This is a genomic window from Sphingomonas antarctica (assembly GCF_965137005.1).
Taxonomy (GTDB): Bacteria; Pseudomonadota; Alphaproteobacteria; order Sphingomonadales; family Sphingomonadaceae; genus Sphingomonas_O; species Sphingomonas_O antarctica.
On sequence record NZ_CBCRXM010000001.1, the window covers coordinates 272,675 to 285,019 of the forward strand.

The following is a 12,345-nucleotide window of genomic DNA, read 5'->3' on the forward strand; positions in this document are numbered from 1 at the left end:
CATCGCCGTTCACCTGTTCGAGCCTTCCGACGGGGGGCTCGACCGGGTCGCTATCCTCCTCGCCAACGGATTTCGCGCGCGGGGCTATTCGACCGAGTTATGGCTCGCCCGCGCGGACGGTCCCAACGCCCGGATGATCGCGCCCGATCTGCCGGTGCGGATGGTTCCGGCATCACGGGGCAAACGCGGCCTCGCGCTGGCGGCGCAGGTGCCCGCCCTGCGCAATGCGGTCCGCACCCATCGACCAAAAGTACTGCTATCGGCAGGCAACCAAAGCAACCTCCCCGTAGCGCTCGCCTGTTTGCGCAGCGATACCGCCTCGATTGCCAAGATTACCAACCCAGTCGCCCGCCCCGGCACTCATGGCGCAGGCCAGGCTTTTCGGAGTTGGCGCTTCGGGAAACAGGCGCAACTCGTCGACCTGACGCTGGCGTTGAGCGATGCCGATGCCCGCGCCTATGCTGCGGACTATTCCAACGCGCGCTTCACCTTCGTACACAATCCTTATGTCGAATCCGCGCATCTTGCTTTGGCCGAGACGCGTGGGCCGCTCCCCGCCGAACCGATGCTGCTCACAGTCGGACGGCTTGCCGTGCAAAAGGATCACGCGACGCTGCTCGACGCGTTGGCACTCCTCAAGGATCGTCGCTGGCGACTGACGCTGGTCGGTGAAGGCCCGTTGCGCGCCGATCTGGAGCGACAGGCGGCGAGGCTCGGCTTGGCCAGCCGCATCACCTTTGCCGGCTTCGTCGATCCATTACCACACTACGCCGCAGCCGACCTGTTCGTGCTGCCGTCCCGGTGGGAAGGGTTTCCAGCCGTAGCGCTCGAAGCCTTGGCGGCGGGCCTGCCCGTCATCGCAACCAATTGCGCGCCGGGGCTCACCCAATTGCTCGCCGGACTGCCCCTCCCGGCGACGACGCCAGTGGGTGATGCCGCGGCGCTGACTGCGGCGATCGCGTCCGCACTCGATCACCCTGCCGATCCGCAAACCTTGTCCTCATCGGCAGCCCCGTGGAGCATGGGCGCCGCGATCGACGATCACATACGGCTGATGCAGCCATGGCTCACTTAAGCCTTCCTCACACGAAGCTGTAAGGGTCGACATCCACCGCGACACGCGCACCGCGCGGCACATCGACCCCGCGCAACCAGTCGCGGATCACATCCTGCACGTCGAGCGCCCGGCGGGCATGAACCAGCAAACGTTGACGGTGCCGTCCACGCAGCATCGCCAGCGGAGCGGGGGCAGGGCCGAACACCTCCATCCCCTCGACACGCGGGGCGGCATTGCCGATCGCTTTGGCCACCGCCTGCGCCTCACGCTGATCCTCCGACGAAACGATGATCGCGGCCAGCCGACCGAACGGCGGCGCGTTCGCATCGGCCCGCGCTTCAGTTTCGGCGGCGTAAAACGCTTCGGCATCGCCCGAAACCAATGCCTCGATCACCGGAGCGTCGGGTTTGTGGGTCTGGACGAACACCCGGCCAGGTTTTTCGCCGCGGCCCGCGCGCCCCGCGACCTGCGCGATCTGCTGGAAACTGCGTTCCGCCGCGCGCAAATCGCCACCCTGCAGCCCCAGATCGGCATCGATCACTCCGACCAGCGTCAGGTTGGGGAAGTGATAGCCCTTGGTCACCAATTGCGTGCCGATGACGATGTCGATCTCACTCGCCTCCATCCGCGCGACGAATTCGGCGGCCTTGGCGGGGGACCACAACGTGTCCGAGGTGACGATAGCGACCTTGGCCTCTGGAAACAGTTCGCGCGCTTCATCCGCGATACGTTCGACGCCCGGGCCGACCGCAACCAGCGAGTCCACCTCGCCACATTCGGGGCAGGCCTGGGGGGGCGGCATGTTATGCCCGCAGTGGTGGCATTGGAGCCGCCCGGCGAGGCGGTGCTCGACCATCCAAGCGGTGCAGTTCGGGCATTGAAAGCGATGCCCGCAATGCCGGCAGAGCGTGAGGGGGGCATAGCCCCGCCGGTTGAGAAACAGCAGCACTTGTTCCTTGCGCTCCAGCGTCTCGGCCATCGCCTGCACCAACGTCGGCGCCAGCCAGCGCCCGCGCGGCGGCGGATCGGTCAGGAGGTTGATAGCGATGATTTCGGGCAGTTCCGCCGCCCCATATCGTCCGGGTAGCTTCAGCTCGGCATAGTTGCCCAACGCGACCTGCTGGCGCGTCTCGATCGCCGGCGTCGCACTGGCGAGGATCACCGGGCAGTCCTCGAACCGCCCGCGCATTACAGCGACATCGCGCGCATGATAATGAACGCCGTCTTCCTGCTTGAAGCTGGTTTCGTGCGCCTCATCGACGACGATCAGGCCCAATTTGGCGTAGGGCAGGAACAAGGCCGACCGCGCGCCGACAGTTACCATCGCCTCGCCACTCGAAATCGCCCGCCATGCCCGCCGCCGCTGCGACTGGCGCAGTCCCGAATGCCACGCGACGGGCAGGCAGCCAAAGCGTGCTTCGAACCGCCGCAAGAACGGTTCGGTCAGGGCAATTTCGGGGAGCAACACGAGCGTCTGCCGCCCTGCGTTAAGCGCGGCAGCGATGGCTTCGAAATAAACTTCGGTCTTTCCCGAGCCAGTCACCCCGTCGAGCAGTGTCGGCGCGAAGGCGTGGGCATCGACATCCCCGACCAATTTCGCCGACGCTTCCTGTTGGCTCGGCGTCAGTTCGGGCGGGTCGAACGCCGCATCGGGAACCGGAAACGGATCGTCGACATGCACCAGCACGGCTTCGATCGCGCCGATCTTGATCAGGCCGCGGATCACCCCGTCGGACACGCCGGCGATCGTAGCCAGCTCGCGCACCAGCCCCTGGCGCTCGCCGATCCGCTCCAGCCCTTGTTGACGCAGCGCCGTCAGCCGCTCGGGCGTCTCGCCGCTCAATCGGTATTCGACGATAGTCCGTTCGTCGTCGAGCGCGGAGGCGCTGGCCAGGGCCATGCGCAGGACGGCGGCGGGCGGCGCAAGATAATAGTTCCCGGTCCACTCGATCAGTCGGCGGAGCGCCGTGCCCAGCGGCGGCAGCTTGTACACCGACACAATGTTGCGCAGCCGGTTGTCACCAACCTCCGCGTCCGACGGCATCCGCTCGGGCTCCCACACCACGCCTGGTAGAAGGCGGGGGCCCAAAGGCACTTCGACGATGCTGCCCGGCTCGACCGTCATGCCGTGGGGCACGCGGTAATCGAGCGGACCGAGCGCCGCGTTGAGCAGGAGGATACGCGCGCGGGACATCATCCTGTCATTGTGCGTTCATCGCCTCACCGCAATGGGGCGTTCAAATGAAAAACCTTCTCCTCGCCGCAACGGCACTCACCATGATCCCGGCGGCTGCCTGGACGCAGACGACGCCCACGCCCGCACCGACGGGCGCGGGCAACGTTCCCGCGGCGGAGGATGAGGGTGAGGAAATCGTCGTCACCGGCCAGCGGGAGCGCGGCGCGGTCGTGGGCGATATCAAGCCCGAGTTGCAATTGAACGCGGGCGACGTCCGCGCGCTTGGCGTTTCGAGCATCGGCGACCTCCTCACCGAATTGGGGCCGCAACTGCAAAGCGGGCGGGGCGGCACCCCGGTCGTGCTACTCGAGGGGCGGCGCATCGCCAGTTTCCGTGAAATCGCAACGATTCCGGCCGAGGCGATCCAGCGCGTCGACATCCTGCCCGAGGAGGTCGCGCTGAAATACGGCTACACCGCCGATCAGAAAGTGATGAACATCGTCCTGCGCCAGCGTTTCCGCGCCATCACTGCGGAGGTCGGCACCCGGCTCGTCACCGATGGCGGCGGCGCGCGTGGCGAGGGCGAGGCCGACCTGCTGACGATCAATCGCGGCGGGCGCTTCAATATCCATGCCGAGGTGCAGAACACCAATGCGATCACCGAGGCGCAGCGCGGCATCGGGCTGACGGACGGCAGCGGCTTCTACCGCACGCTCGCGCCCGATCAGCAGACCTTCACGATGAAGGCCTTGATGGCCAAGAATCTGCCCGACAACGTCCAACTGACTCTGAGCGGACAAATCGACACCACGGACGCTACGCGAACTTTTGGCTTGCAATCGAGTACGCTGACGCTGCCCGCGAACAGCGCGTATAATATGACCGCGTCGCCGGTAACGTTGACCCGCGGCTTCGACCAATTCGCGCCGCTGGGCGCCGACGCCTCGACGATTTCCGCTGCGGCGGGTCTGACCCTGTCGGGTTCGATCGACAAGTGGCAATGGAATTTCACCGGCACCTACGATCACGATGAGGCCGAAACGCTGACCGGGCGCGGTTTCGATGCCACTGCATTCCAGGCGGCGGTGGCGGCCGGGACGCCGGGGCTGGACCCGCGTGCGGCGATCCCGCTTTCCTATTACAATGGCAATCCGGCCGATCGCGCCAACAGCCGGTCGGATGTCGGCAAGCTCGATTACACGATGAGCGGCTCGCCGCTGCGCCTGCCCGCGGGCGAGGCCAATATCACCGCCCGCATCGGTGCCCAATTGAGTGGTTTTACCAGCAATTCGGTGCGCAGCGGCGTGACCGCGGGCAGCAACGTGTCGCGCCAGATCGGCGACGCGCAGATCAATGTCGATCTGCCGATCACCAGCCGGCGCAACGACGTGTTGTCCGCGATCGGCGACCTCTCCATCAACGGCAATGCGACCGTCCGGCGGCTGTCCGATTTCGGCTGGCAGCGGACTTATGGCTATGGCCTGACCTGGTCGCCGGTGCCGCGCCTGTCGATCAACGCATCGCATATCGATGATGACGCCGCGCCGTCGCCGCAACAACTGGGCAATCCGGTCATCACTTTGTCCAACGTCCGCGCGTTCGATTTCGTGACCGGCAATCAGGTGACGGTGACGCAGATCACCGGCGGCAATCCGAATCTGCGCGCCAGCAACCGTTTGTCCGACCGAATCGGCGCGAACTGGACCCCGTTCGAAAAGACCCAGCTGAACCTGTCGGTCGATTTCACCCGTGAAAGCGTGACCAACCCGATCACCGGCCTGCCACCGGCGACGCTGGCGAGCCAATTGGCCTTTCCGGGCCGATACCAGCGCGATGGTGCGGGCAATCTGTTCCGCATCGACACCCGTACGGTCAATCTGGCCGAAACCAACCGGTCGCAAATCCGCTGGGGGTTCAACTTCTCCAAACCGCTCAAGGCATCGCAGGCGTCGCAGGATGCGATCCGCGCGGCATTCCAGCGCGCACGCGAAAGCGGGCAGCGACCGACCAGTATCTTCGGCAGCCAGGGCGGTCCCGGCGGGCCCGACGGCGGACGCCCACCCGGCGACGGTCCACCGCGGGCAGGCGGCGGCGGAGGGCGCGGCGGCGGTGGCTTTGGCGGTCCGGGCGGCCCGGGGGCGGGCCGGTTGAGCCTGTCGGTCTATCACACGATCCACTTGACCGACCGCGCTACGCTCGCGGCGGGGCAGGCGCCGATCGACTTGTTGCGCGGTGGCACGCTGGGCAGTGGTGGACAGCCGCGCCATGAAGTCGAGGTACAGGCGGGTTACAGCAAGGCGGCATTGGGCTTTCGGGCCACCGCCAATTGGCAGAGTGCAACGCGGGTCTATGGGTCGAGCGGGCTAACCGCCGACGATCTGAACTTTGGCAGCTTGGCTACGGTCGGCTTCCGCGTGTTTGCGAGCGCACCGCCGACATTGGCGCTCAAACACCCATGGCTGCGCGGTACGCGGATTCAGCTGATCGTCGATAACGTTTTCAATGAGCGTCAGCGTGTTACCGACGGGACGGGGATCACCCCGATCGCCTATCAGCCAGGCTATATAGATCCACTGGGCCGCACGGTGCGCATTACGCTCCGCAAATTGCTGTTTTAAAAAGTCAGGACCAGCGACGTCAGCGCCGCATGGATTTCGCGATCCGCGCGGCGCGGGCGGAAATCATAATCGTTGAGATAACCGATCTCGCCCCGCAAACGCCTGGCGATTGTGAAGCTCAGCCCGGCGCTCGACCGCAGACGATTGAGCCCGGCGCGCTGGCCCCAGACGGTCGAATTGAGGTTCCAGATCGGCTCAGCCGTAACGAATAGGCCGGTGTGCTTGCCGATGAGCGGGTGCGTCACGCGAACTTGCTCGCGCAAGCGCACAGCCGTGCCGCCAAGACCGAGCCAGCGGCGTTCCTCGATCATCGTGCGAGCACCGACCGTCGTACCGCCGATCTTGCCGAGCGCGAGAGTTAGTTGCTGGCGCCCGCGATGCAGCGTCGCCTCTCCGCGCGATGTGTGCAGGCGCGACAGGCCGAAGCCCGCGAACAGCGTGGCGTGGGACGAAAAGCGCCAGCCGAGCATCGTGGTCCCCTCGGCGCTGGCGACGCCATGCTGGTCATGGCTGGCGCGGACGACGCCGTCAAAACTGCCGACCAGCTGTTTGTGCAGGCTGCCGCTGGCGCTGAACACGGTCCAGAGCTGCGCATCTTGGTCCGCGGCGCAGGCAGGCGCGGCGCAAAACAACAACATGATCGGAAAACAACGCATGCAGCCCCCCGGCTTCTTGCGGAGGCTTACGGCAGTGCCGCACGATTGTCATCGCCCGCATCCGCATGGCATCAGACGGCCGTGGACCCGTTGATCCAGGCCTTTGCCCAGCATCTCGACTGCGACCGGCGGCGTTCGCTGCATACCGTGCGCGCCTATCGCGCGGCGGCGGAGCGGTTGGCTGCACATCTCGGCAGCGCGCGGGTGCCCGACAAGGCGGAATTGCGTGCCTTTCTCGGCGCGCGGCGTGCGGAGGGGCTCAGCAACGCCAGCGCGGCGCGCGAATTGTCGGCGGTGCGGGCGTTTTGCGAATTCATCGGCGGGGAGGGCGCGGCACCCAATGTGAAGGGCGCGCGGGTCAAACGCGGTGTACCGCGACCGATTGCGCCGGGCGATGCGCTGGCGCTGGCGGAGGATGTGGCGGGACAACGCGCCGAGCCATGGATCGCGGCGCGCGACTGGGCGCTATTGTTGTTGCTCTATGGCGCGGGGTTGCGCATCGGCGAGGCGTTGGCACTCGACGGCGATGTGCTGCCTCTGAGCGACCGGCTGGCGGTGCGGGGGAAGCGCGACAAAATGCGGATCGTGCCATTGCTGCCTGATGTGCGGGCGGCGGTGGAGACCTATGTCGCCGCGTGCCCGTGGCCGATGGAGAACGGCAAGCCACTGTTCTACGGCATGCGCGGCAGACGGCTGGAGCCTTCGACCGTCCGCGTGGCGGTGCGGTCGGCGCGAGCGGCACTCGGCTTGGGCGATCGCACCACGCCGCACGCCCTGCGCCACAGTTTCGCATCGCATTTGCTGGCGCGCGGTGCCGATTTGCGCGCGCTGCAAGAACTGTTGGGCCATGCTAGCCTCAGCTCGACTCAAGTCTACACGGCGGTCGATGCGGCGCATTTGCTCGACGTCTATCGCCACGCGCATCCACGGGCCTAGCTTATCACTCTGTCAAAACGGTGCTGGAATTCCGTGCGAGCTGTAATGTCCGACACATTGAAATGACCCGGTCCGTATCCAAAGATCAAAGCGCCATCGGTCGAATTCGTTTGATCGACCACCCGGCTTCCCGAAACAAGAAGTTGCTTTGGCAGCTTTACAACCAATTCACCGGTTTTCAGCCGCTCAACCGAATAGGCGATGAGCCGATGTTCGATTAAAGCCTGGCCGTCGCGGAGAACGATGGCCCGGCAACAATCGCTACGATAAGCGCCATTAACCGAATTTAGCAGCGGGGGTGATGGGCGGGTCAACCAAATCCCAACGATGATACCAGCGATAAAAGCGAGCCCCGTAGCGTTGGCCAATTGATCCAAGTGGGTATTTCTTCGTGCGATGTTTCGGCTGAACTGCTCATGATCTGCAGCGCGCCTCACAGGCGTCCCAAATCCGCGCCGCCGTATCGGTCCCGTTGAACCGGTCGATCGCCACGATGCCCGTCGGACTCGTCACATTGATCTCCGTCAGCCATTCGCCGCCGATTACGTCGATGCCGACGAAGATCAGCCCGCGCCGCTTCAACTCCGGTCCCATGGCCGCGCAGATTTCCTCTTCGCGCGCGGTCAGTTCGGTCTTCGCCGCCGTGCCGCCGACCGCCAGATTGGAGCGAATTTCGCCTTCGCCCGGAATGCGGTTGACCGCGCCCGCCACCTCGCCATCGACCAGCACGATGCGTTTGTCGCCCTTGACCACACCGGGGACGAACGCCTGAATCATATGCGGCTCGACCCACATCGTGTTGAACATTTCGATCAGCGAGGACAAATTGGCACCGTCGGCTTCGACCTTGAAGATCGCCTTGCCGCCATTGCCGTGGAGCGGCTTGACGACCATCGCGCCGTGTTCGGCGAGGAAACCCCGCGCCGCGCCCAGCGAGCGCGTGATCATCGTCGGCGGCATGAAGCGCGCATAATCGAGCACGAACAGCTTTTCGGGGGCGTTGCGGACGCTCGCCGGATCGTTGGCGACCAGCGTTTCACCCTGAATGCGCTCGAGCAAATGTGTCGCGGTGATATAACTCAGGTCGAACGGCGGATCCTGCCGCATCCACACGACATCGACATCGCGGCCAAGGTCGAGGATGCGCGGCTCGCCTTTGGTGAAGTGATTGCCTTCCTCGCGCCGCACCTCGACCGGCCACGCCATCGCGTACAGCCGACCGTCCTGCCACGTCAGGTCATCGACCGAATAATGCCACAAGGCGATGCCGCGCGCCTGCGCCGACAGCATCAGCGCAAAGGAAGAGTCGCCGCCAATCGACAGCGTCTCCATCGGGTCCATCTGAAAGGCTGCGGTCTTGATCATTCGTCTGCCTTAGCCGCCGTGCCACACATTGGGGAGATGCTTTGGCCAATCCCGCCCGATCAGAATGACATCGATGCGAATGCTGTCGCCGGGGTGGGCATAACGATGCGCCAGCCAGTTCGCAGCGGCGGCGACACGGCCGAGACGCCGTTCATCGATCGCCAAGGCCAGATCGAAGGAAGTGCTGCGCGCCTTGACCTCGACGAAAGCCAGAGTGCGGCCCCGCCGCGCGATCAGATCGACCTCGCCAGCGCGTGTCTTCACCCGCTGCGCCAGGATTCGCCAACCGTGGACGCGCAGCCACCATGCGGCGATGGTTTCGGCCCGCCGCCCGCGCGCTTCGGCGGCGCGCTTATTTGAGCGCGAGGGCGCGGGCATAAAGCGTACGGCGGTCGGCACCGGTCGCCTTGGCGACTTCGGATGCGGCCTTGGCGACGGGCAGGCGGGTGAGGGCATTGGTCAGGAGCGCATCAAGAGCGGCATCATCCTGTTCGATCTCGACCGGTGCGGGCGGGGCGATGACGACGACGATCTCGCCGCGCGGTGCTTCGGTCGTTCCGGCGGCGAGTTCGGTTAGTGTTCCAGCGCGAACATCCTCATGCAACTTGCTGATTTCACGAACGACTGCCGCTTGGCGATCCCCCAACACCTCCGCCATCGCCGCAAGCGAAACGGCCAGACGCGGCCCGCTTTCGAAAAACACCAAGGTTGCGCGGAGCGGTGCAAGTTCCGCAAGCGCCTGCGCCCGCGCACCTGCCTTGACCGGCAAAAACCCGGCGAACAGAAACCGGTCGGTCGGCAGGCCCGACAATGTCAGTGCAGCGATTGCAGCGTTGGCGCCGGGCAGGGTGGTGATCGCCACATCCGCCGCGCGCGCCGCGCGGACCAATTCGTAACCGGGATCGGAGATCAAGGGCGTCCCCGCATCGCTGGTCAGCGCAATCGCTTCGATGCGGCATCGCTCGACCAAGGTGGCGACGGCACGCGCATCGCTATGATCGTCATGGCGAATCAGCGGGCGCTTGATCCCCAGCAAATGCAACAGCTTGCCGGTGACGCGCGTATCCTCGCACGCCACCGCATCGACGGCACAGAGCGTCTCGACCGCGCGGCGGGTAATGTCTCCCAAGTTGCCGATCGGGGTCGCAACGATGTAGAGGCCGGGAGATAATTTTTCAGACATAGGACAGGATGACCATGACAGACGGTCGGCAGCCGCGCAAAGCCGCGCGTGCGCTCGGTTTGCTCGCGCTGGCTTTTCTCGCGGGGTGCCAGGTGGTGCCCAAGCGCCGGGTTGCGCCCCCGCCGCCCGCGGTCGTGTCGGAAGCACCCCCACCGCCCGTCACGCAAGGACTGCCGACAGACCAGCAACGCCACCGTGTCGCCTTGCTCGCCCCCTTGACCGGTCCGAACGCCGCAGTGGGCAATTCGATCGCCAATGCGGCGAACATGGCCGTGCTCGATACCGGCGGCGCACTGATCCGCGTGACCGTGTACGATACCGGCGCAGGCGCAGCGGCGGCGGCGCAAAAGGCGATTGCCGAGGGTAATCGCCTGATTCTCGGTCCATTGCTGGCTGAAGAAGTCCGCGCGGTGAAGCCCGTCGCCGCCGCGGCGCATGTCCCGCTGGTCGGCTTTTCCAACGACATGAGCGTCGCGGGCGATCACGTTTACCTGATGGGCTATGCCCCCGAACAGGCGATCGCGCGCGTCGTCAATTATGCGCACGGGCGCGGCGTGACGAGTATCGCGGGACTGGTGCCGGCGGGCGTTTATGGCCAGCGCGCGTCAGGCGCGTTGCTCAAGGCGGCGGGCGATGCCGGGACACGCGTCGCCTCGATCCAGATATTCGACCGCAGCCCCCAATCGGCGGCGGCAGCGATCAATCGTTTGGGATCAAACCCCTATGGCGCGTTGCTGATCGCCGATACCAGCCGTGTGGCAGCTTCGGCGGCAACGCTGGCGCGCAAGTCCGGCGGCGGCACCAATGCACGCCTGCTCGGCACAGAATTGTGGAATACCGATCCTGGTCTTGCCACCCTATCGTCGCTTCGAGGGGCGTGGTTTGCCAGCGTGTCCGACGGCTTGTATCGCCAACTGGCCAGCAAATATCGCGTTCGCTTCGGTTCCGCGCCGTCGCGGCTGGCGAGCCTTGGCTATGATTCGGTGTTGCTGGTCACCAAGATTGCCGCCGACTGGCGGATGGGCAGCGCATTCCCTGAGGAGCGCCTGAGCGACAAAGGCGGCTTTGCCGGGATCGACGGCGCGTTCCGCTTCGGCCGCGGGGCGATCGCCGAGCGGATGTTGGAAGTGCAACAGGTCGATGCCGGTGCGATCACCGTGGTCGATCCGGCCCCAACCGGCTTCTAACGCGCCACCTCGGCCAGGATCGCGTCGAGCAGCAGCATGCCGCGTTCGCTAACGCCGATGCGATCGCCGTCGCGCCACGTCAGCCCTTGTGAGACAAGTGCATCGAAGCGCGCATTGTCGAGCATCGCGTCAGGCTTTACGCCGATCCGCGATGCCGTTGCGGCCAGATCGATCCCCTCGGTCAGGCGCAGCCCCATGACCAGCGCCTCACGCGCCCGATCGCCCGTCGCCAGCACACCCTCGCTCGCTAGGCCATGCCCGTTGCGTTCGACGGCACTCAGCCAGTTTTCGGGCTTCTTGTGGCGCACCGTTGCCATGCCGCCGCGCCGCCCGTGCGCGCCCGGGCCGACACCGGCATAGTCGCCGTAACGCCAATAGGTCAGATTGTGGCGGCTCTCCGCCCCCGGCACAGCATGGTTCGACACTTCATATGCCGGTAGACCCGCGGCCGCGGTGACCGAGCGAGTGTGTTCGAACAGCCCGGCGGCGGTTTCCGAATTGAGCGGCGTCATGCGCCCCTCGCGCACTTCGGTCGCAAACCGCGTGCCGGGCTCGATCGTCAATTCGTACATCGATAGGTGCGTGGTGCCGAAACCCAACGCGCGTTGTAGCTCGATGTCCCATGCCTCTACCGTCTGGCCGGGCAGCGCATAGATCAGGTCGAAACTCACCCGGTCGAACTGCTGCTGCGCGATCGCCAGCGCGGCCAGCCCTTCATCGACCGAATGGGCGCGGCCCAACATCCGCAACGCCGCATCGTCGAGCGATTGCAACCCGAGCGACGCGCGGTTGACACCCGCCGCCGCCAGATCGGCGAAACGCGACGCCTCGACCGAAGACGGATTGGCCTCCAGCGTGATCTCTACATCGTCGGCGAACGTCCACGACTTCGCGGCGGTATCGATGATTGCCGCGACGGTCGCAGGCGGCATCAGCGAGGGCGTGCCCCCGCCAAAGAAAATCGACCCGATCGTTCGATCCGCCAAAAGGTCGTTTTCATACAATACATCGGCGGCGAGTGCGCGCATCCACGCCGCCTGATCGATCTTATCTCGGACGTGGCTGTTAAAGTCGCAATAGGGGCACTTCGACACACAGAATGGCCAATGGACGTAAAGAGCGATCGGTTGCATAGACGGTTTGTTCACAACCGGGGGGTACGAACGT

11 protein-coding genes are annotated in these 12,345 nt (G+C 65.4%); 4 read left to right on the plus strand and 7 right to left on the minus strand.

The features are described 5' to 3' along the window. Nucleotides 1–13 precede the first annotated feature (13 nt). Nucleotides 14–1,075: a glycosyltransferase gene (locus ACM9ME_RS01445; RefSeq protein ID WP_415641756.1), complete on the plus strand. Its 1,062-nt coding sequence runs from the start codon at nucleotides 14–16 to the stop codon at nucleotides 1,073–1,075. Nucleotides 1,076–1,082: 7 nt separating this feature from the next. Here ACM9ME_RS01445 and ACM9ME_RS01450 read toward each other — a convergent pair whose 3' ends face one another. Beyond that, complete coding sequence (locus ACM9ME_RS01450) at nucleotides 1,083–3,251, minus strand: primosomal protein N' (protein ID WP_415641625.1); 2,169 nt, start codon at nucleotides 3,249–3,251, stop codon at nucleotides 1,083–1,085. Between the two features lie 47 nt (nucleotides 3,252–3,298). Here ACM9ME_RS01450 and ACM9ME_RS01455 point away from each other — a divergent pair, with 47 nt between their 5' ends. Then, on the plus strand, nucleotides 3,299–5,851 hold the full coding sequence (locus ACM9ME_RS01455) for a TonB-dependent receptor (protein ID WP_415641626.1): 2,553 nt from the start codon (nucleotides 3,299–3,301) through the stop codon (nucleotides 5,849–5,851). On the opposite strand, the gene ACM9ME_RS01460 is transcribed toward ACM9ME_RS01455, so the two are convergent. Then, nucleotides 5,848–6,507 (minus strand): DUF2490 domain-containing protein, encoded by a 660-nt coding sequence (locus ACM9ME_RS01460; protein WP_415641627.1) that lies wholly within the window; start codon nucleotides 6,505–6,507, stop codon nucleotides 5,848–5,850. The two genes, ACM9ME_RS01455 and ACM9ME_RS01460, sit on opposite strands and share 4 nt — an antisense overlap. Before the next feature lie 81 nt (nucleotides 6,508–6,588). On the opposite strand from ACM9ME_RS01460, the gene ACM9ME_RS01465 reads away from it, so the two are divergent. Continuing rightward, the gene (locus ACM9ME_RS01465) at nucleotides 6,589–7,443 is read left to right on the plus strand and encodes a tyrosine-type recombinase/integrase (RefSeq protein ID WP_415641628.1); all 855 of its coding nucleotides are present in this window, start codon (nucleotides 6,589–6,591) and stop codon (nucleotides 7,441–7,443) included. On the opposite strand, the gene ACM9ME_RS01470 is transcribed toward ACM9ME_RS01465, so the two are convergent. From ACM9ME_RS01470 to rsmI, 4 genes are read right to left on the minus strand one after another with little or no spacing between them, the layout of a single operon-like run. Then, entirely contained in the window at nucleotides 7,440–7,820 is a 381-nt protein-coding gene (locus ACM9ME_RS01470; RefSeq protein ID WP_415641629.1) for a hypothetical protein, read from the minus strand. The genes ACM9ME_RS01465 and ACM9ME_RS01470 overlap by 4 nt on opposite strands. Nucleotides 7,821–7,857: 37 nt before the next feature. After that, complete coding sequence (gene gshB, locus ACM9ME_RS01475) at nucleotides 7,858–8,808, minus strand: glutathione synthase (RefSeq protein WP_415641630.1); 951 nt, start codon at nucleotides 8,806–8,808, stop codon at nucleotides 7,858–7,860. 9 nt (nucleotides 8,809–8,817) lie between these two features. Next, the gene (locus tag ACM9ME_RS01480; RefSeq protein WP_415641757.1) at nucleotides 8,818–9,186 is read right to left on the minus strand and encodes a YraN family protein; all 369 of its coding nucleotides are present in this window, start codon (nucleotides 9,184–9,186) and stop codon (nucleotides 8,818–8,820) included. Further along, nucleotides 9,161–9,991 (minus strand): 16S rRNA (cytidine(1402)-2'-O)-methyltransferase, encoded by an 831-nt coding sequence (gene rsmI / locus ACM9ME_RS01485; RefSeq protein WP_415641631.1) that lies wholly within the window; start codon nucleotides 9,989–9,991, stop codon nucleotides 9,161–9,163. The genes ACM9ME_RS01480 and rsmI overlap by 26 nt, the downstream gene beginning before the upstream one ends. A gap of 14 nt (nucleotides 9,992–10,005) precedes the next feature. Between rsmI and ACM9ME_RS01490 the strand changes: the two genes are divergently transcribed. Continuing rightward, a complete protein-coding gene (locus ACM9ME_RS01490) occupies nucleotides 10,006–11,178 on the plus strand; it encodes a penicillin-binding protein activator (protein WP_415641632.1) in 1,173 nt (390 codons plus the stop codon). Here the strand turns inward: ACM9ME_RS01490 and hemW are convergent. Then, the gene (gene hemW / locus ACM9ME_RS01495; protein ID WP_415641633.1) at nucleotides 11,175–12,311 is read right to left on the minus strand and encodes a radical SAM family heme chaperone HemW; all 1,137 of its coding nucleotides are present in this window, start codon (nucleotides 12,309–12,311) and stop codon (nucleotides 11,175–11,177) included. The genes ACM9ME_RS01490 and hemW overlap by 4 nt on opposite strands. Nucleotides 12,312–12,345 lie beyond the last annotated feature (34 nt).

Excerpts from the sequence above, each read along its gene's own strand:
- ACM9ME_RS01450 (WP_415641625.1), bottom strand. The coding sequence starts at position 3,251 with ATGTCCCGCGCGCGTATCCTCCTGCTCAACGCGGCGCTCGGTCCGCTC.
- ACM9ME_RS01455 (WP_415641626.1), top strand. The coding sequence starts at position 3,299 with ATGAAAAACCTTCTCCTCGCCGCAACGGCACTCACCATGATCCCGGCG.
- ACM9ME_RS01460 (WP_415641627.1), bottom strand. The coding sequence starts at position 6,507 with ATGCGTTGTTTTCCGATCATGTTGTTGTTTTGCGCCGCGCCTGCCTGC.
- gshB (WP_415641630.1), bottom strand. The coding sequence starts at position 8,808 with ATGATCAAGACCGCAGCCTTTCAGATGGACCCGATGGAGACGCTGTCG.
- ACM9ME_RS01480 (WP_415641757.1), bottom strand. The coding sequence starts at position 9,186 with ATGCCCGCGCCCTCGCGCTCAAATAAGCGCGCCGCCGAAGCGCGCGGG.
- rsmI (WP_415641631.1), bottom strand. The coding sequence starts at position 9,991 with ATGTCTGAAAAATTATCTCCCGGCCTCTACATCGTTGCGACCCCGATC.
- ACM9ME_RS01490 (WP_415641632.1), top strand. The coding sequence starts at position 10,006 with ATGACAGACGGTCGGCAGCCGCGCAAAGCCGCGCGTGCGCTCGGTTTG.
- hemW (WP_415641633.1), bottom strand. The coding sequence starts at position 12,311 with ATGCAACCGATCGCTCTTTACGTCCATTGGCCATTCTGTGTGTCGAAG.